The sequence below is a fragment of the Streptomyces albipurpureus genome (assembly GCF_023701525.1).
Classification (GTDB): Bacteria; Actinomycetota; Actinomycetes; order Streptomycetales; family Streptomycetaceae; genus Streptomyces; species Streptomyces albipurpureus.
The window spans coordinates 122,395-144,528 of the sequence record NZ_JAMQAW010000040.1; the positions used below are offsets into that span (position 1 = coordinate 122,395).

At 67.3% G+C, this 22,134-nt stretch carries 17 protein-coding genes; 7 read left to right on the forward strand and 10 right to left on the reverse strand.

Annotated features, from left to right (window positions below; translation table 11 throughout):
* Positions 1 to 42 precede the first annotated feature (42 nt).
* The 3 genes from NBG84_RS30075 to ctaC are packed head-to-tail and all read right to left on the reverse strand — an operon-like array spanning position 43 to position 3,130.
* Positions 43 to 441, reverse strand: coding sequence for a cytochrome c oxidase subunit 4 (locus tag NBG84_RS30075; protein ID WP_250922803.1), 399 nt, complete (start codon positions 439 to 441; stop codon positions 43 to 45).
* Complete coding sequence (gene ctaD, locus NBG84_RS30080; RefSeq protein WP_250922804.1) at positions 438 to 2,174, reverse strand: aa3-type cytochrome oxidase subunit I; 1,737 nt, start codon at positions 2,172 to 2,174, stop codon at positions 438 to 440. The genes NBG84_RS30075 and ctaD overlap by 4 nt, the downstream gene beginning before the upstream one ends.
* Positions 2,171 to 3,130 carry an aa3-type cytochrome oxidase subunit II gene (ctaC, locus tag NBG84_RS30085; RefSeq protein WP_250922805.1) on the reverse strand — a complete coding sequence of 320 codons (960 nt, stop codon included), beginning with the start codon at positions 3,128 to 3,130 and terminating at the stop codon, positions 2,171 to 2,173. Before ctaC ends, ctaD begins: the two co-directional genes overlap by 4 nt.
* Positions 3,131 to 3,512: 382 nt before the next feature.
* Here ctaC and NBG84_RS30090 point away from each other — a divergent pair, with 382 nt between their 5' ends.
* On the forward strand, positions 3,513 to 4,874 hold the full coding sequence (locus NBG84_RS30090; protein WP_250922806.1) for a cysteine desulfurase/sulfurtransferase TusA family protein: 1,362 nt from the start codon (positions 3,513 to 3,515) through the stop codon (positions 4,872 to 4,874).
* A gap of 1,580 nt (positions 4,875 to 6,454) precedes the next feature.
* Here NBG84_RS30090 and NBG84_RS30095 read toward each other — a convergent pair.
* Entirely contained in the window at positions 6,455 to 7,429 is a 975-nt protein-coding gene (locus NBG84_RS30095) for a carbohydrate kinase family protein (protein ID WP_250922807.1), read from the reverse strand.
* A gap of 130 nt (positions 7,430 to 7,559) precedes the next feature.
* Here NBG84_RS30095 and NBG84_RS30100 point away from each other — a divergent pair, with 130 nt between their 5' ends.
* Positions 7,560 to 7,763 carry a hypothetical protein gene (locus NBG84_RS30100; protein ID WP_250922808.1) on the forward strand — a complete coding sequence of 68 codons (204 nt, stop codon included), beginning with the start codon at positions 7,560 to 7,562 and terminating at the stop codon, positions 7,761 to 7,763.
* A gap of 93 nt (positions 7,764 to 7,856) precedes the next feature.
* On the forward strand, positions 7,857 to 9,404 hold the full coding sequence (locus tag NBG84_RS30105) for a hypothetical protein (protein ID WP_308312136.1): 1,548 nt from the start codon (positions 7,857 to 7,859) through the stop codon (positions 9,402 to 9,404).
* A 74-nt stretch (positions 9,405 to 9,478) separates the two neighbouring features.
* On the opposite strand, the gene NBG84_RS30110 is transcribed toward NBG84_RS30105, so the two are convergent.
* Positions 9,479 to 9,835 carry a HesB/IscA family protein gene (locus NBG84_RS30110; RefSeq protein ID WP_250922828.1) on the reverse strand — a complete coding sequence of 119 codons (357 nt, stop codon included), beginning with the start codon at positions 9,833 to 9,835 and terminating at the stop codon, positions 9,479 to 9,481.
* 294 nt (positions 9,836 to 10,129) lie between these two features.
* Between NBG84_RS30110 and nadA the strand changes: the two genes are divergently transcribed.
* On the forward strand, positions 10,130 to 11,314 hold the full coding sequence (gene nadA, locus NBG84_RS30115) for a quinolinate synthase NadA (RefSeq protein ID WP_250922810.1): 1,185 nt from the start codon (positions 10,130 to 10,132) through the stop codon (positions 11,312 to 11,314).
* Positions 11,315 to 11,599: 285 nt separating this feature from the next.
* Here nadA and NBG84_RS30120 read toward each other — a convergent pair whose 3' ends face one another.
* The 5 genes from NBG84_RS30120 to NBG84_RS30140 all read right to left on the reverse strand — a co-directional run bounded on the left by NBG84_RS30120 (position 11,600) and on the right by NBG84_RS30140 (position 18,342).
* Positions 11,600 to 14,740, reverse strand: a complete 3,141-nt coding sequence (locus tag NBG84_RS30120) for an efflux RND transporter permease subunit (protein WP_250922811.1) — start codon at positions 14,738 to 14,740, stop codon at positions 11,600 to 11,602.
* 191 nt (positions 14,741 to 14,931) lie between these two features.
* Complete coding sequence (locus NBG84_RS30125) at positions 14,932 to 15,612, reverse strand: response regulator (protein WP_250922812.1); 681 nt, start codon at positions 15,610 to 15,612, stop codon at positions 14,932 to 14,934.
* Entirely contained in the window at positions 15,609 to 16,892 is a 1,284-nt protein-coding gene (locus tag NBG84_RS30130) for a sensor histidine kinase (protein ID WP_250922813.1), read from the reverse strand. Before NBG84_RS30130 ends, NBG84_RS30125 begins: the two co-directional genes overlap by 4 nt.
* 233 nt (positions 16,893 to 17,125) lie before the next feature.
* Complete coding sequence (pspAA, locus tag NBG84_RS30135; protein WP_250922814.1) at positions 17,126 to 17,413, reverse strand: PspA-associated protein PspAA; 288 nt, start codon at positions 17,411 to 17,413, stop codon at positions 17,126 to 17,128.
* Positions 17,414 to 17,538: 125 nt separating this feature from the next.
* A complete protein-coding gene (locus NBG84_RS30140) occupies positions 17,539 to 18,342 on the reverse strand; it encodes a PspA/IM30 family protein (RefSeq protein WP_250922815.1) in 804 nt (267 codons plus the stop codon).
* Positions 18,343 to 18,644: 302 nt separating this feature from the next.
* On the opposite strand from NBG84_RS30140, the gene NBG84_RS30145 reads away from it, so the two are divergent.
* The 3 genes from NBG84_RS30145 (at position 18,645) to NBG84_RS30155 (ending at position 21,991) form a co-directional block, all read left to right on the forward strand.
* On the forward strand, positions 18,645 to 19,241 hold the full coding sequence (locus NBG84_RS30145) for a DUF3043 domain-containing protein (protein ID WP_250922816.1): 597 nt from the start codon (positions 18,645 to 18,647) through the stop codon (positions 19,239 to 19,241).
* Positions 19,242 to 19,363: 122 nt separating this feature from the next.
* Positions 19,364 to 20,068, forward strand: coding sequence for a class I SAM-dependent methyltransferase (locus NBG84_RS30150; protein ID WP_425608731.1), 705 nt, complete (start codon positions 19,364 to 19,366; stop codon positions 20,066 to 20,068).
* A 144-nt stretch (positions 20,069 to 20,212) separates the two neighbouring features.
* The gene (locus tag NBG84_RS30155) at positions 20,213 to 21,991 is read left to right on the forward strand and encodes an ABC transporter ATP-binding protein (RefSeq protein ID WP_250922817.1); all 1,779 of its coding nucleotides are present in this window, start codon (positions 20,213 to 20,215) and stop codon (positions 21,989 to 21,991) included.
* The last annotated feature ends 143 nt before the right edge of the window (positions 21,992 to 22,134 follow it).

Here is a 22,134-nt window from a genome sequence, read left to right on the forward strand (position 1 = left end):
GTGCGGGGAAGCCGGGCCCGGCCTTACTGCGCTGCTGCGGTGTTACTGGTTCTGGTTCTCACCGCGGTAGTACTCGAACACCCAGCCGAAGAGACCGATGAGGATGATCGGAACCGAGAAGTAGAGCAGCCACCAACCGACCGCCACACCGAGGAACGCAAGCGCTCCACCGATGGCCAGCGAGAGCGGCTGCCAGCTGTGCGGGGCGAAGAACCCCACCTCGCCGGCCTCGTCCGCGACGTCGGCTTCCTTGTCGTCCTGGGCCATGGCGTCCACTCGCTTGGCCGTGAAGGCCAAGTAGTAGCCGATCATGATGCTCAGGCCGAAGGCCAGGAAGAGTGCCGTGGTACCGGCAGGCTCCTTCGACCACACGCCGTAGAGGATGGCCACGGCGAGGATGAAGACGCTCAGCCAGAGGAACATCTTTCCCTGGATCTTCACTTGGTGGCCCCCCTTCCATCGGTGATGGCCTTGTCGATCTCACCGCGGTTTTCGAGCTGGTCGACTACCGAGATCTCAGGGTGGTGCAGATCGAAGGCCGGGGATTCGGAACGGATGCGCGGAAGCGTGAGGAAGTTATGCCGCGGCGGCGGGCAGGAAGTCGCCCATTCCAGCGAGCGTCCATAGCCCCACGGATCGTCGACCTCGATCTTCTTTCCGTACTTGGACGTCTTCCAGACGTTGTAGATAAACGGAAGAACCGACGCACCGAGCACAAACGAGCTGATCGTGGAGATTGTGTTCAATGCGGTGAAACCATCGGCGTCGAGATAGTCCGCATAACGCCGCGGCATACCTTCTGCACCCAGCCAGTGCTGCACCAGGAACGTTCCGTGGAAACCGATGAACAGTGTCCAGAAAGTGATCTTTCCAAGCCGCTCGTCGAGCATCTTGCCCGTGAACTTCGGCCACCAGAAGTGGAAACCGGCGAACATCGCGAAGACCACGGTGCCGAAGACGACGTAGTGGAAGTGCGCGACGACGAAGTACGAGTCGGAGACATGGAAGTCCATCGGGGGCGACGCCAGGATGACACCGGTCAGACCACCGAAGGTGAAGGTGACCAGGAAGCCGATCGTCCAGAGCATCGGTGTCTCGAAGGACAACGATCCCTTCCACATGGTGCCGATCCAGTTGAAGAACTTCACCCCGGTCGGTACCGCGATCAGGAACGTCATGAAGGAGAAGAACGGTAGGAGCACACCGCCGGTGACGTACATGTGGTGGGCCCACACCGTCACCGACAGACCGGCGATGGCGATCGTCGCGCTGACCAGGCCCATGTAACCGAACATGGGCTTCCGGCTGAAGACCGGAATGATCTCGGAGACGATGCCGAAGAACGGTAGGGCGATGATGTACACCTCTGGATGGCCGAAGAACCAGAAGAGGTGTTGCCACAGCAGTGCGCCGCCGTTGGCCGAGTCAAAGATATGTGCGCCGAACTTCCGATCCGCCTCCAGCGCGAAGAGCGCGGCGGCGAGGACGGGGAAGGCGAGCAGGACCAGCACACCGGTCAGCAGCACGTTCCAGACGAAGATCGGCATCCGGAACATGGTCATGCCGGGGGCACGCATGCAGATGATCGTGGTGATGAAGTTGACCGAGCCGAGGATCGTGCCGAATCCGGAGAAGGCCAGACCCATGATCCACATATCGGCGCCGACACCCGGTGAGCGGACCGCGTCCGACAGCGGGGAGTAGGCGAACCAGCCGAAGTCGGCCGCACCCTGGGGGGTGAGGAAGCCGGCCACCGCGATGATCGAGCCGAACAGGTAGAGCCAGTAGGCGAACATGTTCAGCCGTGGGAACGCCACATCGGGAGCACCGATCTGGAGCGGCATGATCCAGTTCGCGAATCCGGCGAACAGCGGCGTCGCGAACATCAGCAGCATGATCGTGCCGTGCATCGTGAACGCCTGGTTGAACTGCTCGTTCGACATGATCTGCGTACCCGGACGGGCCAGCTCGGCGCGCATGAAGAGCGCCATCAAGCCACCGATGCAGAAGAAGACGAACGACGTGACCAGGTAGAGCGTGCCAATGGTCTTGTGGTCAGTGGTGGTCAGCCACTTCACCACCACATTGCCGGGCTGCTTGCGCCGTACCGGCAGCTCGTTCTCGTACGAGTCGTCAGCTGCAGCGGCACCCTGAGCTTCGTTGAGGATGCTCACAGTTGCTTCTTCTCCGAGTTTTTGGCCGGGGTGGTCTGCTCGATGCCCGACGGGATGTAGCCGGTCTGCCCCTTCTCGGCCAGCTCCTTCAGGTGCTGCTGGTAACGCTCAGGGGAGACGACCTTCACGTTGAAGAGCATCCGGGAGTGGTCGACTCCACACAGCTCGGCGCACTTGCCCAGGAAGGTGCCTTCCTTGGTGGGGGTGACTTCGAAGACGTTGGTGTGTCCCGGGATCACATCCTGCTTGAAGAGGAAGGGGACGACCCAGAACGAGTGGATGACATCGCGGGAGGTCAGCACGAAGCGGACCTTCTCGCCCTTGGGCAGCCACAGCGTGGGGCCGGGGTTGCCGGTCTGCGGGTTCCGCGTACCGGGGATGCCGGCGTCGTAGACGCCACCGGCGTTGGCCGGGAAGTCCTTGCGGTACTTGTCCGGAACTGCCTTCAGGTTCTTCGCTGTCTTAGCGTCGCCCTTGGAGCCATCCACGTCCTCGATGTAGTTGAAGCCCCAGCTCCACTGGTAGCCGACCACGTTGATCGTGTGGGCGGGCTTGTCCGAGAGGGAGAGAAGCTTGGACTCGTCACGTGCGGTGAAGTAGAAGAGCACCGAAACGACGATGAGCGGGACCACCGTGTACAGGGCCTCGATCGGCATGTTGTACCGGGTCTGCGGAGGCACCTCTACCTTGGTGCGGCTGCGCCTGTGGAAGATCACACTCCACACGATCAGCCCCCACACCAGCACGCCCGTGATGAGCGCTGCCGCCCACGAGCCCTGCCAGAGGGAGAGAATGATCGGCGCTTCTTCCGTGACCGGAGTAGGCATACCGAGGCGGGGGAAATCCTCGTATGTACAACCGGTAGCGGTCGCCAGAATTAGGCCCGCAGTCAGCACCTGCGGCAGCTTCCGCCGCATCGGGCGCCGCGACGAGCGGTCGGAGCCGTTGGGACTCACGTAGCGCCTTCCCGAGAGTCTCGGCCCGCGCGACGGGATGCGGCCGTCTCGCTGGTCGGTCGCCGGCCCTGACGCGGGCAGGGGTTTGGATGTTTATGCGGACCAAACCCTACTGGACGCTATTTGGGGTCGCGCGGGGAGGGTGCCCAACGCGCCGTCCGACTCCCCGAAGGGGTGGAATCCCCCTGCATATCGCGCGGTTTTCCGTCGGAATGACTAGGGAATCAAGAGTCGGATTCACATGCGGAGGCCAGCACCGGAATCGACGCCGGAGGGCCGGAGTCCGAATCGTCCCGTCGCCGTTGAGTGCCGCTCTCCGAGGGTGATCTGACGCACCTCCAGACCTTGGGGGTGACCCGAGCCGGGGAGTTAGCGTGACCGGGTGCCCTACTTCGACGCGGCTTCCTCCGCCCCTTTGCACCCGATTGCGCGACAGGCCCTCCAAGCCTCCCTGGACGAGGGCTGGGCCGATCCCGCCCGGCTCTACCGCGAGGGCCGTCGAGCACGACTGCTCCTCGACGCGGCGCGGGAGGCAGCCGCCGAGGCGGTCGGATGCCGCCCGGACGAGCTGACCTTCACCCCATCGGGAACCCACGCGGTCCACCTCGGGATCGCCGGGGCACTCGCGGGGCGGCGGCGCACGGGCAACCGCGTGGTCGTCTCGGCGGTAGAGCACTCCTCGGTACTCCACGGCGCGGGCGACTCCGCCGTCACCGTCCCGGTCGATCGCTCCGGACGGGTGGCGGCCGACGACTTCGTAGCGGAGCTCAGCGCGGACACCGCGCTCGCCTGCCTCCAGTCCGCCAACCACGAGGTGGGCACGGAACAACCGGTGGCCGAGGTGGCGACGGCCTGCCGTACCGCCGGCGTACCCCTCCTGGTCGACGCGGCGCAGTCCCTGGGCTGGGGACCGACCCCCGGGGGCTGGTCCCTCCTCACCGCGAGCGCCCACAAGTGGGGCGGCCCGGCCGGGGTGGGGCTACTCGCCGTACGCAAAGGTGTCCGATTCGCCCCGCAAGGCCCGGCAGACGAACGGGAATCGGGCCGCTCCCCCGGCTTTGAGAACCTCCCCGCGATCGTGGCCGCCGCCGCCTCCCTGCGAGCCGTACGGGCGGAGGCCGCCCAGGAGTCGGTACGTCTGCGAGCCCTGGTGGATCGCATCCGTACGCGCGTCCCGGAACTGGTACCCGATGTGGAGGTCGTGGGCGACCCCGTGCACCGGCTCCCCCATCTGGTGACGTTCTCCTGTCTCTATGTCGATGGGGAGACCCTTCTCCATGAACTGGACCGAGCAGGCTTCTCGGTCTCATCCGGCTCATCCTGCACATCGAGCACGCTGACTCCCAGCCATGTGCTCCGGGCCATGGGAGTCCTCAGCGAGGGCAACATCCGCCTCTCCCTACCAACGGGCACCGCCCCTGCCGATGTGGAGCACTTCCTGGAAGTCCTGCCCGGAGTGGTCTCCTCCGTACGAGAACGCCTGGGCGCACCGACGCCCACCCAGACCAGCGGCGAAGCGGACGCCCTGGTGGTGGATGCGCTGGGGAAGCTCTGCCCGATCCCCGTGATCGAGCTCGCGAAGGTGATCGGGAACGTAAGGATCGGAGGGGTGGTACGGGTGCTCTCCGACGACGCGGCGGCCCGGCTGGACATCCCTGCGTGGTGCGCGATGCGGGGGCAGGAGTTCCTCGGGGAGGAGCCTCTGGGCGAGGGGTCGGGGTACTTGGTGCGGAGGGTGCAGTGAGCTCGCTCCGGGGGTCCCCTTGGCGGGGGGCCTGTGCCGGGGGCCTCGGGTTCTTGGGCTCGGCGCCCCCGCGTTTGTGATCCTCACCCGGGGTGGAGGGTTCCGTCCTCAAACGCCGGACAGGCTGAGGTGCGCCTCCGGCGGGGGCTTCCGGATGCTGAGGTCGCCCGGAGTGCGGGTCTTGAGCACCTGGGCACACCATCCCCGCCTTCATTGCCCTCACCCGGGGTGGAAGGTTCCGACCTCAAACGCCGGACAGGCTGAGGTGCGCCTCCGGCGGCGCTTCCGAATGCTGAGGTCGCCCGGAGTGCGGGTCTTGGGTTGCCCGGGTCAAGGCACTTGCTTCTGTTGGGGTTGGGGGTGCTATCGGGGGTGACTCCTCAGCGTCGACGGCCCGGAGCGACTCCGAGCCGACAGGGCTGCCTTGCCGTCGATCGCTTCCGGGGACACCCCCTGCGCGCCCCCATCCGAAACCTGCATCCCCGCCCTGAGGCGCATGTTCGCTCATGGGGACCGTGTGCCCTCCAGGGCCCTGGACAGGGTGCGTCCGTACGTGTGGGGGCCCTGAGTGGATGAACGGTGACTCGGATGGAGCTTGAGTCCTCGTGGCGGTGCAGGAACCCGTCGGAGACCAGGGAGAAACCCCCAACTAGCGCTCGCCTCGTCACAGCGGCAAGAGCGCCCCAGCTCCTATTGGCATCTCTCCCGGTAAAAGGTGACAGGGAACAAGAGCTCCCAGGGCGAGGGTGACCGAGCTTGGCCAACGTGCACGGGCTATCCCTTCCCGCAGATCCAATGGGCGGAAAGGGCCCCGGAGCCAGACGGACCAGGCTCAAGCGTGGGGACACAGAGAACCCCCAGGAGTCAGGGACCCCAGGGGCAAGAGGAACCGGGCTTGGGCGTGGGGGCGCGCAGGGGGTGTCCCCGGAAGCGATCGACGGCAAGACCCGCATGCCGGATCAAAGGAGCTTCAGGCCGTCGACGCTGAGGAGTCACCCCCGATAGCACCCCCCAACCCCAAAAGGAGCAAGACCCTCACGACAGGAAACCCAAAACCCCCGCCTCGCGCAGCCCCCACCAAGACAAGCACCCCCACGGCGACCCACCTCAGCCTGTCCGGCGCTTGAGGACGGAACCCTCCACCCCGGGTGAGGACACCCGACACGGGGGCGTCGAGCCCAAGACCCCCGTGCCTCGGCCACGGGTATCCCTCGTCGGAGCGAGCACCCCGCCCAGAGGGCGCCTTCAGCCTGTCCGGCGCTTGAGGACGGAACCCCCACCCCCGGTGAGGACACCCAACACGGGGGCGTCGAGCCCAAGACCCCCGCGCCCCGGCCACAAGCACCCCCCGCCGAAGCGAGCACCCCGCCCAGAGGGCGCCTTCAGCCTGTCCGGCGCTTGAGGACGGAACCCCCACCCCCGGTGAGGACACCCAGTACGAGCACGCTGAGCCCAAGGCCTCAAGACCCGAGCCACAGCCAACCCCCACCCTCGGTGAGGACACCGAAAGCGGGAGCGCCCGCCCCAGGCACCAGGCCCCCTGCATAGGCCCCCCTGCTCAGGCCCCGCCAAGGGACCCCCTAGGCCAGGTACCCCTTGACCTCGGTTCCCGCTTCGTCGCCGTAGGTCTTGGTGAAGCGGTCCATGAAGTGGGCTCGGCGCAGGGTGTACTCCTGGGTGCCGAGGGTTTCGATCACCAGGGTGGCCAGCATGCAGCCCACCTGGGCGGCCCGCTCCAGGCTCACTCCCCAGGAGAGGCCCGACAGGAAGCCGGCGCGGAACGCGTCCCCGACACCGGTGGGGTCGACCTTGGCGTCTTCGTCCGGGCAGCCGACCTCGATGGGCTCATGGCCCGTGCGCTCGATGCGTACGCCACGGGCGCCGAGGGTGGTGATCCGGTGGCCGACGCGGGAGAGGATCTCCTCGTCGCTCCAGCCGGTCTTGGACTCGATCAGCCCCTTCTCGTACTCGTTGGAGAAGAGATAGGTGGCGCCGTCCAGCAGTATCCGGATCTCATCGCCCCTCATACGGGCGATCTGCTGGGAGAAGTCCGCCGCGAAGGGGATGTCGCGGGAGCGGCACTCCTCGGTGTGTCGCAGCATGGCCTCGGGGTCGTCCGCACCGATCGACACCAGGTCGAGTCCGCCGACGCGATCGGCGACGGACTTGAGCTCGATCAGACGGGCCTCGCTCATCGCCCCGGTGTAGAAGGAGCCGATCTGGTTGTGGTCCGCGTCCGTGGTGCAGACGAAACGGGCGGTGTGCAGGACCTCGGAGATCCGTACGGAATCGGTGTCGACTCCATGGCGATCCAGCCAGGCGCGGTACTCGTCGAAGTCGGCGCCGGCCGCCCCGACGAGCACGGGCGCTGTGCCGAGTTGGCCCATGCCGAAGCAGATGTTGGCCGCGACACCACCCCGTCGCACATTCAGGCTGTCGACCAGGAAAGAGAGGGAGACCGTGTGCAACTGGTCTGCGACCAACTGGTCGGCGAAACGACCGGGGAACGTCATGAGGTGGTCGGTTGCGATGGAGCCGGTGACTGCGATTCGCACGGCGATGCGCTCCTGTGGCAGGGGGGCGTTGACGCTTAACGCTACCCGGTGCGGGGGCCTTGCCCGTAAGGCGAGAACTACCCAATAGTAGGCCTTTTTTCTCTCTCGCCATGGTGCGTACGGTGCGGATATGACAAAGCACACCGGTTCCACCGGACGCGACGCCGAATTCACCCTCGCCCAGCTGCGCGGTGACTGCGTACGGATGGCCCCGCACTGGGTGGTGCCCGCCGCGGCCGTGCCCGTACGGGTGTCGCCGTCCCGCATCCATGGTGTGGTGGTGTCCAGCGCCTCGGCCAGGCTGGTGGACTCGATGCCTGAGTACGGTCGGTGACCGCGCCGAGCTGAAGGGGAACCGTCCGGGCTCTCGCTCCGTCCCATACGTATCCACGCGGCGTGGGTTGGTATGAGGCCAAGGAGCGATGCGGTGAGCAGCACCGAGAACAGCGACCACAGTGTGCGCCGTCGGCGTGCCCCGCTCATCGCGTCGGCAGCGGCGGTGATGCTGATCGCCGGTGGTGGCGGAACCTATTTCGCAACCGCCGGATTCGACGGCGGGGAAGACAGGGATTCCGCGGGTTCCGCGAGGGCGGAATCCGGCAGGAAGGGGAACCCGCCTCCACGGCTTTCGGTCGACCCTGACCACCCGGCTGGTTTCGCACCGGGTGAGCCCGCTCCCTCGGGCGTCGTCTACAGGAGTGCCGGTTCGCTCCCGGCGGGGCCGGAGCGGGCCGCGGTGCATCTGCCGAGCGGCTCGGTCGGTAAGGGCGAGGTGGCCCGACTCGCGGCGGCCCTCGGTGTGTCGGGCACTCCTCGGCTTTCCGGTGCGGCGTGGACGATCGGTCCCGGCGCCGATGGTTCGGGGCCGTTGCTGCGCGTCGATCAGAAGGCGCCGGGGACCTGGACCTTCAGCGCGTACGGAAGTGCCCCGAAGGGTGACAACTGCGTCAAGGGCGACAGCTGCTGGAAGCAGGATGCCCCGGACGCGGTCGGTACGCCGGTGAGTGAGACGGCGGCGAAGAAGGCCGCCGTACCGGTTCTGCAGGCCCTGGGGCAGGGCGACGCGCGGGTGGATGCGCGGCAGTTGCGCGGTGCGGTACGGGTGGTGAACGCCGAGCCGGTGGTCGGTGGTCTGCCGACGTACGGCTGGACGACCGGTGTCGAGATCGGTGCGGACGGTCAAGTGGTCGGTGGCGGCGGACATCTGAAGAAGCCGGTGAAGGGCGAGGAGTATCCGGTGCTCTCCGCGCAGGAGGCACTGGATCGGCTCAATCAGGGCGGTACCGCGGCGGGTGCCGCCGACTGTCCTCCGGCCGGGCCGGGCGTCGACGCGCCGGCCAAGGACGTCCCGTGTGGTCCGACGGCCTGTGCCACCCCCGTACCGCTGGAGGGTGAGCAGAAGGCTGCCCAGCCGTGTGACACGGTCACTCCCGAGCGCAAGAAGGTCAGCGGAGCCGTCTTCGCGCTCTCGGCGCAGTCGGTGGCCGGCCGACAGGCCCTGGTGCCGTCCTGGTTGTTCCGGGTGGATCAGAGCGGCGGTGCTGGCGCGCTGACCGTGGCCCACACAGCGGTGGAGCCGGAGTTCCTCCAGAAGGCGGGGACCACCGGCCCCGCGCAGCCGACCAAGCCGCCGAAGGCGCCCAAGCCGCCGAAGAAGATCAAGCCGACCGGTCCTGTTTCCGATCCGGCTGTGCCGCGGCCGGGTCAACGCATCGAGTCGTACACGGTGGAGGGACGGACGCTGACCGTGACGTTCTGGGGTGGGGTGTGCTCGGACTACCGGGCGACTGCCACCCAGAGCGGCAGTGCGGTGAAGGTCCGCATCGTCACGTCCGCTCCGGACCCGAAGAAGGTGTGCATCCTGCTGGCCAAGCAGCAGACCGAGACGGTCACCTTGGAGCGGCCGTTGGGTGATCGGGTGGTGCTGGACGCGGAGTCGGGCCAGGCGGTCAAGCGGGCCGGTTCGTCCGGCTGAGTGATACGAGAGCACATGCCACTGGCGGCGGTCCCGGGAGGACCGCCGCCAGTGGCATGTGCTGGGGGAGCGATTTAGTTGAAGGAGTCGCCACAGGCGCAGGAACCCGAGGCGTTCGGGTTGTCGATGGTGAAGCCCTGCTTCTCGATGGTGTCGACAAAGTCGATGGAGGCGCCGCCGAGGTAGGGGGCGCTCATCCGGTCGGTCACGACCTTGACTCCGTCGAAGTCCTTGATGACGTCGCCGTCGAGCGAGCGCTCATCGAAGAAGAGCTGATAGCGCAGGCCCGAGCAGCCGCCGGGCTGAACGGCGACACGCAGCGCCAAGTCTTCCCGGCCTTCTTGGTCCAGCAGGGCCTTGACCTTGGCCGCGGCGGCTTCGGACAGGAGGATGCCGTCGCTCACGATGGTGGTCTCGTCCGATACGGACATCTGCTTCATCACTCCCGGGATGGGGTCTCCCCGCCAGAGGCAGGGGAAGTACGGAGACTGCTTGCAGACGGTTCAAACCGGCCGGGTCGCGGATTCATTCCGCGCCCAGGGCTTTCTTTGGTGTTCTGCGTTCTGTCTTCATGCTCGCACACCACGCCAAGAGCGGGTATCGGCCGAGGTAGCGGGGTGCGTCACATCGACGCTATGGCCATCGTCAAAGTGACATGAAGCGGATATGATGGATAACGTCAAATAGACGAAAAGGTCTGTGCAGAGAAAGAAAGGGTGTGTGTGGTGACCACCGCCCAACCCCGTACGGAGTCGCTCGATGTGCAGCCGACCCCGCTGGCCCTACTGCTGCTCGGCCGTGAGGCCGACCCCAGGAGCGAGCGCGGTGTGGAGTGCCCGGGCGATCTGCCATCCCCGTCCGACCCGGATCTGGTGGAGCGCGCCCGCGCGGCCAAGGAGAAGCTGGGCGAGAGGGTCTTTGTCCTCGGCCACCACTATCAGCGCGATGAGGTCATCCAGTTCGCCGATGTCACGGGTGACTCCTTCAAGCTGGCGCGTGAGGCCGCGGCCCGGCCCGATGCGGAGTACATCGTCTTCTGCGGTGTGCACTTCATGGCCGAGTCCGCGGACATCCTGACCTCCGCCGACCAGAAGGTGGTCCTCCCCGACCTCGCGGCCGGCTGCTCGATGGCCGATATGGCGACGGCCGAGCAGGTCGCCGAGTGCTGGGACGTTCTGACCGACGCCGGGATAGCCGAACGGGTCGTCCCCGTCTCCTATATGAACTCCTCGGCGGACATCAAGGCGTTCACCGGCAAGCACGGCGGCACCATCTGTACCTCGTCCAATGCCAAGAAAGCCCTGGACTGGGCCTTTGAACAGGGTGAGCAGGTGCTCTTCCTGCCCGACCAGCACCTGGGTCGCAACACCGCCGTCCGGGACCTGGGCATGTCCCTCGACGACTGCGTCCTCTACAACCCGCACAAGCCGAACGGCGGACTGACCGTCGAGCAGTTGCGCGCCGCGAAGATGATCCTGTGGCGCGGGCACTGCTCGGTGCACGGCCGGTTCTCGATCGATTCGGTACGGGACGTACGGGAGCGGATTCCGGGCGTCAACGTCCTGGTGCACCCCGAGTGCAAGCACGAGGTGGTGACGGCGGCTGACTACGTCGGTTCGACCGAGTACATCATCAAGGTGCTCGACGCAGCTCCGGCCGGCTCCAAGTGGGCGATCGGCACCGAACTGAACCTGGTCCGCCGGGTCGCGCAGGCTCACCCGGACAAGGAAGTCGTCTTCCTCGACCGCACGGTCTGCTTCTGTTCGACGATGAACCGCATCGATCTACCGCATCTGGTCTGGGCGCTGGAATCGCTGGCCGAGGGCAACCTCGTCAATCAGATCCAGGTCGACAGCGAGACCGAGAGCTTCGCCAAGCTCGCGCTGGAGCGGATGCTGGCTCTTCCCTAGGAGGGTAGGAGTCTCCCCGGTCAGCGCGGGGGACATGGGTGCCCTGGCCGTCCGGTACGGCCAGGGCACTGTGCTGCTCCGGCCGTACTCCCCGGCCGTTCACAGCTGTGCCCGAGGGAGGACAGGACTGACGGCACGGGGGTGCGAGCGGCTGCTCAGGGCCTGGGAACCCGGAAACCGCGGAGGGACCAGCGCCAAGCCACAGCCCACCCGGTCCGGCCTTGCGGGCCATGATCGGGTGGGCTGTGGAGGAGCGGTGTGGTCAGGCTTTCACCATGATCGTGGTCAGGCGTTCACCGTGGTCGGCTCCTCGCTCTCCGCGTCCTGCGCTGCGAGCGGTTCGCCCGACTTCTCGGCCCGTTTGGCGGCCTTCTTCGCGGCCCGGCGCTCCTTGCGCAGCTCGACCATCGCGTACAGCGTCGGCACCAGCAGCAGCGTAAGCAGCGTGGAGGTGAGCAGACCGCCGATCACCACGATGGCCAGCGGCTTGGCGATGAAGCCGCCCTCACCGGTGACGCCGAGCGCCATCGGCAGCAGGGCGAAGATCGTTGCCAGTGCGGTCATCAGGATCGGGCGGAGTCGGTGTCGACCGCCCTCGATGACCGCCTCGACCACTGCGAACCCTCGGGCGCGGTACTGGTTGATCAGGTCGATCAGCACGATCGCGTTGGTGACCACGATGCCGATCAGCATCAGCATTCCGATCATCGCCGGGACGCCCAACGGCGTACCCGTGATGAGCAGCAGTCCGATGGCCCCGGTGGCCGCGAACGGGATGGAGACCAGCAGGATCAGCGGCTGGATCAGCGACCGGAAGGCGGCGACCAGCAGCATGAAGACGATCGCGATCGCGGCGAACATCGCCAGCAGCAGCGAAGCGAACGCCTCGTCCTGGTCCTCGGAGACCCCGCCGATGGCGGCGGTGGCGCCCTCGGGTAGATCGAGGGAGTTCAGCTTGGTCTGGAGCTCCGCGCTGACCGCGCCGGTGTTGTCGCCCGTCGGCTTGGCGGTGACGGTCGCGGCCCGGGAGCCGTCGATCCGGGTCATGGAAACCGGGCCCGGCACCAACTTCACATCGGCGATGGCGCCGAGCTTGACCGCACCGAGCGGCAGGTTCTGGAGCTCGGCGAGGGTCCTGGCGGGCTTGGCCGAGGTGATCAGCACATCGCGCTCGGTGTCACCGATGATGGCCTTGCCCGAGGGGGTGCCGCGGACGGCCTGGGCGACCGCCATACCGAGCGTGGCCTCGTTGAAGCCCGCCTCGGCGGCCTTGGCGTTCGCCTTCACGGAGATCCGGGGGACGGACTGCGCCAGGTCGCTCTGGACGTCGGTGACGTCGTCGAGCCCGGCGATCTCCTTGCGCACCGCCTCGGCGGCCGTCTTCAGCGTGTCCGGGTTGGCGGCCTTGACGACCACGCTCAGGTCCTGGCTGCCGAAGCCGTCACCGGCGGCGATCGTCGTATCGCCGACGCCTTCGAGCTTGGCGAGTTCCGCGTCGATGCGGTCGCGGACCTTGTCGTAGTCACCGGCGTTCTTCAAGGTCATCTGGTACGAGGCCTGATTGGCGCCCGTACCACCGCCGAAGGCGGCCATAAAGCCGGAGGAGCCGACTGTGACCTGGTAGTTCTTCAGCTCATCGACTCCGGAGAGTACCTGCTCGACCTTCTTCGCGGCGGCGTCGGATGCCTCCAGGCTGGTACCGGGCGGCAGCTCCTGCTTGATCGACATGACCTCCTGCTCGCCCTGGTCGAAGAAGTTGGTCTTCAGCAGTCCACCCATACCGAAGGTGGCGAACAGGACGACGACCGCGATGCCGATGCTGGTGAGCCGGCGGCGGGTGGCGAAGCGCAGGACCGGGACGTAGATGCGCTGAAGCCGGCTGCGGCCCTCCTTCTCCTCGGCGATGCGACGGGCCTCGTCGGCTCCCAGACCACGGACCTCCTTGGGGGCCCGCAGGAACCAGAACGACAGCACGGGTACGACGGTGAGCGAGACCAGCAGCGAAGCGAGCAGCGCCGCGGTGACGGTGAGCGAGAACGAGCCGAACAGCTCGCCGACCATGCCACCGACCAGACCGATCGGCAGGAACACGGCGACGGTCGTCAGTGTCGAGGCGGTGACCGCTCCGGCGACCTCCTTGACCGCGTTGACGATGGCGCTCTCGCGCTCCTCGCCGTAGCTGAGGTGCCGCTTGATGTTCTCCAGGACGACGATCGAGTCATCGACGACCCGGCCGATGGCGATGGTGAGCGCGCCCAGGGTGAGCATGTTGAGGGAGAGGTCCCGGGTCCACAGCACGATCAGCGCAAGCACCACGGAAAGCGGGATGGAGACCGCGGTGACCAGGGTGGAGCGCAGCGAGGCGAGGAAGACCAGGATGATGATCACTGCGAAGAGCAGCCCCAGGGCACCTTCGGTGGTGAGTCCGGAGATCGCCTTGGAGACCGCGGGTCCCTGGTCGGAGACCACGGACAGCTCGGCCCCGGAGCCGAGGTCCTTGCGCAGCTCGGGCAGCTTCTCCTGGACCGCATCGGAGATGGCGACGGCGCTGCCGTCGTTGTCCATGGTGGCGAGGACGGCCAGGCTGGGCTTGCCGTTGGTCCGGGTGAGGGAGACCGCGGTGGACGGTGTCTGCTCGATGGTGGCGATGTCGGCGAGCCGTACGGGCTTGCCCTTGGCGGGCGGTGCCGGGGTGATCCTCAGTTCCTGGATCTGCTGGATGCTGGTGAATCCGCCGCCGACCTGGACCGTACGGCTCTTGCCGTCCTCACTGAAGGAACCGGCGGGCACGGTGCTGCCCCCGGCACGTAGGGCCTCGGCGAGAACCGCGCTGTTCAGGCCTGCTGCGGCGAGCTTCTTCTCATCGGGTGTGACGGAGACCTGAAGGTCCTGCACGCCGTCGATGGAGACCTGGCCCACGCCGTCGATGTCTTCCAGCGCGGGGACGACGGTGCGCTCCAGCTGATCGGCGAGCGCCTGCTGGTCCTTGTCGGATGTGACCGCGAGCACGACGGTGGGGATGTCGTCCGTCGAGCCGGCGACGACCTGCGGGTCGACATTGTCGGGGAGCTGGGACCGGGCGCGGTTCACCGCCTGCTGCACATCGGCGACGAGCTGCTTGGTGCCGTCCCCGTATTCAAAGCTGGCCATGATCACGGCGTTGCCCTCGCTCGCCGTGGAGGTGATGCCCTTGATGCCGTCGACCATCTCCAGGGAGCTTTCGAGCGGCTCCACGACCTGCTTCTCGACCACGTCGGGGGACGCACCCTCATAGGGCGCGAGCACCGACACCATCGGCAGTTCGATGGAGGGCAGCAGCTGCTGTTTCAGCTGAGGTATGGCGATCGCGCCGAAGACGATCGCCACGATCGCCATCAGCCCGACCAGGGCGCGTTGCTTCAGGCTGAACTTGGACAGCCAGGACATGGGGACTCTCTTCTGTGGCTACGCGGCAGGCATGGAGCACGGGGACTCGACAGCCGGAGGCACTTGAGGCACAGCCCGCACATTCACAGTCCCGCTTATACGATCAGCCATAAGAATGGTCAGACTGTCGGCCCCAGGTCCAGTTTGTTTATCTGCCGCATACCGCAGCTGGAGTACGCAGACGGGTCCGCTCACTCCACCCTTGGACGGACCAGTCCGGACTCATAGGCCGTGACCACCAGTTGGGCCCGATCGCGGGCACCCAACTTGGCCATCGCCCGATTCACATGGGTCTTGACAGTGAGCGGGCTCACTTGGAGGCGTTCGGCGATCTCGTCGTTGGTGTGGCCACCGGCGACCAGGACCAGCACCTCGCGTTCCCGGCTGGTGAGCGCGCCCAGTCGTTCGGAGTAGGTCTCGGACTCGGGGGTGTCCATATCGCCCTGGGCGAGGAACTTGGCGATCAGGCCCTTGGTCGCGACCGGCGAGAGCAGCGCTTCGCCCGCCGCCGCGATCCGGATGGCGCTCAGCAGCTCATCGGGTTCCGCGCCCTTGCCGAGGAAGCCCGAGGCGCCTGCCCGTAGCGACTGGACGACGTACTCATCCACTTCGAAGGTCGTCAGCATGACCACGCGCACATGGTCCAGGGTGGGATCGGCGCTGATCATGCGGGTGGCGGCGAGCCCGTCCGTACCGGGCATCCGGATGTCCATCAGCACCACATCGGCACGCGTGGAGGCGGCGAGGGCAACGGCCTCCGCGCCGTCGGCGGCCTCGCCGACCACCTCCATGTCGGGCTCCGAGTCCACCAGCACCCGAAATGCGCTGCGAAGCAGTGCTTGGTCGTCGGCGAGCAGCACCCTGATCGTCATCTGTCCTCCCCCGTGCGAGCCTTGAGGGGAAGTATCGCCTGAACCCGGAAGCCGCCTCCGTAACGGGGGCCGGCGCTGAGCCGGCCACCGAGTGCGGTGACCCGTTCGCGCATGCCGAGCAGACCGTGACCGCCGCCTGCGGGCGCGTGGTCGTGGGGGCGTGGGTGGGGCGGTCCGGCCGGTGGGGGGTCGCCGGGAGCGGTACGGCGCAGATCAGGAGCGATGCCGTTGTCGAGGACGGTGACCTCCAGCGTGAATCCGACCCGGATCACACTGACCTCGGCCCTGGCCGACTGGCCCGCGTGCTTCTGCACATTGGTCAGTGCCTCCTGGATGATGCGGTAGGCCGCGAGATCGACCGCAGCGGGTGGGCGGATGCCGTCGTCGGCGCGTGCCACCTCGACCGGCAGGCCCGCCTGCCGGAAGGTGATCACCAGTTCATCGAGGACATCGAGGCCGGGAGCGGGTTCGGTGGGGGCTTCGGGATCGCCGGACTGACGCAGCAGCCCGACCGTCGCACGCAGCTCGTTGAGTGCCGAACGGCTGGCCTCACGGACATGCGCCAGGGCTTCTTTTGCCTGGTCAGGGCGTTTGTCCATGACATGTGCGGCAACCCCCGCCTGCACATTGACCAGGGCGATGTGGTGGGCGACCACATCGTGGAGGTCGCGGGCGATCCGCAGTCGTTCCTCCGCGACCCGACGGCGGGCCTCCTCCTCACGGGTTCGTTCGGCGCGTTCGGCACGTTCCCTGATCGCGTGGATGAACGCCCGCCGGCTGCGCACCGCGTCGCCGGCCGCGGCCGCCATTCCGGTCCAGGCGAAGATGCCCACGTTCTCCTGCGTGTACCAGGGCGTCGAGCCGAAGAACATGGCGGTGCCGGTGAGCACGGTCATCGCCAGCGCACCCACCCGCCAGGTCGTGGGTCGGTCGGTGCGGGAGCCGACGGTGTAGAGGGCGATCACCGCGGCCATCACCACCGGAGCAGCGGGATCACCGGCGATCAGTTCGATGACGGCGAGCACTCCGGTGAAGACCAGGACCCCCATCGGTCTGCTGCGACGGAAGACCAGAGCGGCCGCCACCAGCGTCATCAGCAGCACACTGCGCACTTCGGGGGTACGCGCGCCGAACTGGGGGCCGTGTTCGCCGTAGGGCTCGGCGAAGGAGCCGATGACCATGCAGATCAGCACCATCGCGGCCAAGGAACCATCGAGGGCCAACGGGTGCTCGCGGAGCCAGCGCTGGGTGCGGGCGAAACCGGAGGCGAGTGAGGTCACGTCGGCAAACGTTACGGCGTGCCCTGATGGGCGGGTACGGCACTCGTGGCGCCGAGAGTCACTCGGTGAGGCACGCCGAGGAAGGTGCCACATCGCGATCCGCTGTGACGGACCCGCTCACGGAGGCTGGGGCCGCCGCTGAAGCCCCTCGCACAGGGGCCTGGCAGCCGGTCCGCCCCGGATGGAGCCGGCTGGAGGTCGCTGATCCGGGGCGGGTGGCTGGAAGGTCGGGTTCAGCCAGGGAGTCCGGGGATCAGTCCGTCGTCGCCGAGCATGGCCCGTACGTCCTCCAAGGTCGCGTCCGGACCCGGGAGGATCAGCTCCGATGGTTCCAGAGCATCATCCGGGAGAGGCTCACCGAGCGAGCGCACCCGTGTGAGAAGCGCGGCGAGGGTCCGGCGGAAACCGGGACCGTCACCCCGCTCCATCTCGGCGAGCAGCTCATCGTCGAGCTTGTTCAGTTCGGTGAAGTGGGCGTCGGCCAACTTCACCTGACCCTCCCCCATGATCCGTACGATCATGACGAGTCCCTACTGGTCGAAGTGCCGGGGCTAGTGCTGGGCAGTGAGTCGGCGTTGCTTGCGCTGGGCGACGCCTGTCGACACCTGGAAGTGCCGTTCAGTACCGCTCAGCCCTGGTTTCCCTGTCAGTTCTTGTCGAAGTTGGGCCTGTTGGTGTTCTGCTGGCCAGGAGCGTCCTTCGGAGCTCCCTTGCCGCCCTCCAGCGCCTGCTGCGATGAGCTACTGCCACCCGCCAGCTCGGCCTTCATCCGCTGGAGCTCCAGCTCTACATCCGTACCACCGGAGATGCGGTCCAGCTCGGCGGCGATGTCGTCCTTCGCCATCCCGGACGGGTCATCCAGCGCTCCGGAGGCAAGCAGCTCGTCGATGGCCCCGGCCCTCGCCTGGAGCTGAGCCGTCTTGTCCTCGGCTCGCTGAATGGCCAGGCCGACGTCGCCCATCTCCTCCGAAATCCCGGAGAACGCCTCACCGATGCGGGTCTGCGCCTGCGCGGCGGTGTAGGTGGCCTTGATCGTCTCCTTCTTGGTGCGGAAGGCGTCGACCTTGGCCTGGAGGCGCTGGGCCGCCAGGGTGAGCTTCTCCTCCTCACCCTGGAGGGTCTGGTGCTGTACTTCCAGGTCACTGACCTGCTGCTGCAGGGCGGCACGGCGGGACAGCGCCTCGCGCGCCAGATCCTCGCGACCGAGCGCCAGCGCCTTGCGGCCCTGGTCCTCCAGCTTGGTGGACTGCCCCTGAAGCTGATTCACCTGCAGTTCGAGGCGCTTGCGGGAGGTGGCCACATCGGCGACACCTCGACGCACCTTCTGCAGCAGCTCCAACTGCTTCTGATACGAGTAATCCAGAGTTTCGCGCGGGTCTTCGGCCCGATCAAGGGCCTTATTCGCCTTCGCGCGGAAGATCATCCCCATACGCTTCATGACACCGCTCATGGGCTTCGCGCGCCCCCTTCTGACGGACTCCAGCTCCAGCACTTCAACAGAACCCACAGTACGGGCCTTGCATCCATTACCGCACTGTTCGAGCACGGATGCGCTCATCCCCAAGGACGACTGCGTACAGCTTCCGATCCAGCGCAAGGAGTAGATGGCCGTAGGGGAAACCTCGGGCCCACCGGATGGAACTCCGCGAAATGAGTGCTCTGCCCCTTCTGTACCCCATGGATGCCTGGTGTTGCCGGATCGTTCCCCTCCGGCGTTGGGTCCATGCGTGCCACCCCGTACCCTTGGGTTTTGTGTTCCGTAGCCGCGCCAAGACAGAGAAGGCCCCCACCGATCAGGTGACGGCGGACCTCTCCAAGCAGCCTCGCAGTCCCGAGGCCCCCAAGGGCCGCCCCACGCCTAAGCGCAGTGAGGCCCAGAGTCAGCGCCGCCGTGCCTCCAGCGCACCGGCGAACCGCAAGGAGGGCATGAAGCGTGCGCGCGAGGCTCGCCGTGCCGACCTGGCCCGCCAGCGGGAAGCTCTCGCCAGCGGTGACGAGCGGTACCTGCCAGCGCGTGACAAGGGCCCGGTGCGCCGCTTCGTCCGCGACTTCGTGGACTCCCGGTTCTGCGTCGCCGAGTTCTTCCTGCCGATCGCCGTCCTGATCCTCGTACTGAGCCTGATCCAGAACCGTCAGATGCAGAACATCGCACTGCTGGTCTGGCTGGGCGTCATCGTGATGATCGTGGTGGACTCGATCGGGCTCTCCATCCGGCTCAAGAAGCAGCTCAGGGAGCGCTACCCAGACGAGCCCAAGCGCGGTGCGGTCGCCTACGGTCTGATGCGCACGCTTCAGCTCCGTCGACTGCGTCTGCCGAAGCCGCAGGTCAAGCGCGGAGAGCGACCCTGACCAGCCAGGCCCCCGAAGTCCCGGCAGTCGTGCCCGGTCAGCCGGACGCGAGAGACATCGGGGAAGTACCGGACGCACCGGCTCTACGAGGTGGACTGCGTGAGCGGGTCCGCCTCGAACTGGTGGCCCGGCAGCTCGATGAGCAGATAGCCGCCCGCTACCCCGTGGGACAGCGACTGCGGATACTCGACGTCGGCATGGGCAGCGGAGCCCAGGCGCTGCGTCTGGCCAGGGCAGGGCACACCATCACCGGCCTGGAGTCGGACGCGGGGCTGCTGCGGTCTGCTCAGGAGTCCCTGGCCGGCGAACCCGCCGGAATCCGCGAGCGGGTCCGCCTGATCGAGGGCGACTGCCGAGAGACCGGGGTCCACTTCCTTCCGGGAAGCTTCGATGTGGTGCTCTGCCACGGAGTACTGATGTCCGAGCAGGACCCGGACGCGATGCTCGCCGGCCTCGCCCGCATGCTGGCCCCCGGTGGACTGCTCTCCCTCCTGGTGCGGAACGCGGACGCGCTCGCCATGGCACCCGGGCTGACCGGGGACTGGGACGGGGCACTCACCGCCTTCGACGCGGACTCCTGGACCGATCGACGCGGAGTCATCGAGCGCGCGGACCGCCTCCAGGCACTGACCGCCGCACTGGCGGGGATCGCCGCGCCACTGCACACCTGGTACGGCGTCCAGGTCTTCACCGAATGGGGAGCCGACACCGGGGTTCCGGCCCCCGCCGAGCTGGAGCGGCTGCTTGCCGCCGAGGACCGTGCGGGCCGGACGGAGCCCTACCGACGCATTGCCGCGCTACTGCATCTCTGTGGCGTACGCGGCTGAGCTTGCCATCGGGGCGACTGATGCGGGGCGCTCGTCAGGCAGCGCCCCGCATTCTGCGTCTTCTGGGAAGTGACCACCGCAGAACCCACCCCGAAACCCACCGCCGAAGACCCTCTCAGCACTACCAGAGCCACCCGCTCCGGTATGGATTCCACCGGAACGAGTGATCAGCCACCCCCTCGACTCCCCGCACGGGAGACCTGGCGGGCGCTCTACGCGCACTTCCGACCGCACCGCTGGACCGTTGCCCTCGGAGCGTCCCTCGCCCTGGTGGGCACCGTCGCCGGGCTGGCCCAGCCACTCGCGGCCAAGTCCCTCGTCGACCGGCTCGGTGAGGATCAGTCCATCACCGGGGTACTGATTCTCCTCACCGCTCTGGTGCTCGTCGGCACCGCGATCGAGGCGGTGGGCGCGTACATCCTGGAACGCACCGCCGAGTCCGTGGTGCTCGCCGCCCGCCGATCCCTGATCGGACGGCTGCTGCGGCTGCGGCTGACGGAGATGGATCGGACCCAGCCGGGCGATCTGATGTCCCGCGTAACCTCCGACACCACCCTGCTGCGCGCGGTGACCACCCAATCGATCGTCTCAGCCGCGACGGGTGGGCTCGCTTTCGTCGCCACCATCGTGCTGATGGCCGTGATGGACCCCGTCCTCCTCGGCGTCACCCTCGGGGTGATCGTGCTGATCGGCAGCTGTGTCGCCGTGGTCATGCCCAAGATCGCCCGATCCACCCAGCGGGCACAGGAGGCCGTCGCCGAGATCTCCACCGTGCTGGAACGAGCCTTCGGAGCCTTCCGCACGGTCAAGGCATCGGGTGCGGAAGAGCGGGAGACAGCGGTCGTCGCCGCGGCGGCGACCGAGGCCTGGCGGCACGGCGTCCGCTCCGCCAAATGGCAATCCGTCGCCTGGTCTTCGGTAGGGCTCGCGGTGCAGGTCTCCTTCCTCGCGGTGCTGGGCATCGGCGGAGCGCGGGTGGCATCCGGAGCGATCTCGATCTCCACCCTGGTGGCGTTTCTGCTCTTCCTCTTCTACTTGATCGACCCGGTCTCCCGGATGGTGGAAGCCGCCACGCAGTACCAGCAGGGATCGGCGGCCATCGCGCGCATCGTGGAGGCCGAACGCCTGCAGACGGAAGAGCTCACCACGGACGAACGACCATCGGCGCAGCCCCCTTCCCCCGCTTCGGTAGCGTTCGAAGAGGTCACCTTCAGTTACCGGGACGATCTCCCTCCAGTGCACCAGGGCGTCTCCTTCCAGATACCCGGCGCCGGAATGACGGCCTTCGTCGGCCCCTCAGGCGCCGGCAAGACGACCGTCTTCGCCCTGATCGAACGTTTCTACGAGGCAACGGGCGGACGTGTCCTGGTGGACGGCAAGGACGTACGCGGCTGGCCGCTGGCCGAACTCCGCGCCGCCATGGGTTACGTGGAACAGGACGCCCCCGTACTCGCGGGCACCCTCCGCGAGAACCTGGTGTTCGCCGCGCCCGATGCCACGGACGAACAGATCACCGAGGTACTGGTGAAGGCCCGCCTTGACACCCTGGTGGAGCGACTACCCGACGGGCTCAACACCGTGGTCGGACACCGCGGCTCCAAGCTCTCCGGCGGGGAGCGCCAACGGGTCGCCATCGCCAGGGCACTCCTGCGCAAACCCAGGCTGCTACTGATGGACGAGGCGACCTCGCAACTGGACGCGGTGAACGAGATGGCGCTGCGGGACGTGGTGGCCGAGGTCTCCAAAGAGGTGACCGTGCTGGTGGTGGCACACCGGCTGTCCACGGTGACACTGGCGGACCGGATCGTGGTGATGGACGCGGGGAAGGTGCGCGCCGTGGGGACGCACGCGGAGTTGGTGGCGGGGGATCCGCTGTACGGGGAACTGGCGGCGACACAGTTCTTGTCACACCGGACGGGCTGAGGGTAGCCCCTTGGCGGGGGGCCTGGGGGCGGGGTTTGGGTCTTGGGGTGGGGGCTCCCGTGTTGGGTGTCCTTGAGGTTCCCCCGTTGTGTGGGGGTGGTTGGTTAGCTGGTCAGGGTGGGTTGGTGTGGTGTGGGTTTCGC

Bases quoted from the DNA above. Each gene is read 5' to 3' on its own strand.
- NBG84_RS30100 (WP_250922808.1), top strand. From the start codon at position 7,560: ATGACAAAGCACACCGGTTCCACCGGACGCGACGCCGAATTCACCCTC.
- NBG84_RS30110 (WP_250922828.1), bottom strand. From the start codon at position 9,835: ATGTCCGTATCGGACGAGACCACCATCGTGAGCGACGGCATCCTCCTG.
- NBG84_RS30120 (WP_250922811.1), bottom strand. From the start codon at position 14,740: ATGTCCTGGCTGTCCAAGTTCAGCCTGAAGCAACGCGCCCTGGTCGGG.
- NBG84_RS30125 (WP_250922812.1), bottom strand. From the start codon at position 15,612: ATGACGATCAGGGTGCTGCTCGCCGACGACCAAGCACTGCTTCGCAGC.
- pspAA (WP_250922814.1), bottom strand. From the start codon at position 17,413: ATGATCGTACGGATCATGGGGGAGGGTCAGGTGAAGTTGGCCGACGCC.
- NBG84_RS30140 (WP_250922815.1), bottom strand. From the start codon at position 18,342: ATGAGCGGTGTCATGAAGCGTATGGGGATGATCTTCCGCGCGAAGGCG.
- NBG84_RS30155 (WP_250922817.1), top strand. From the start codon at position 20,213: ATGGATTCCACCGGAACGAGTGATCAGCCACCCCCTCGACTCCCCGCA.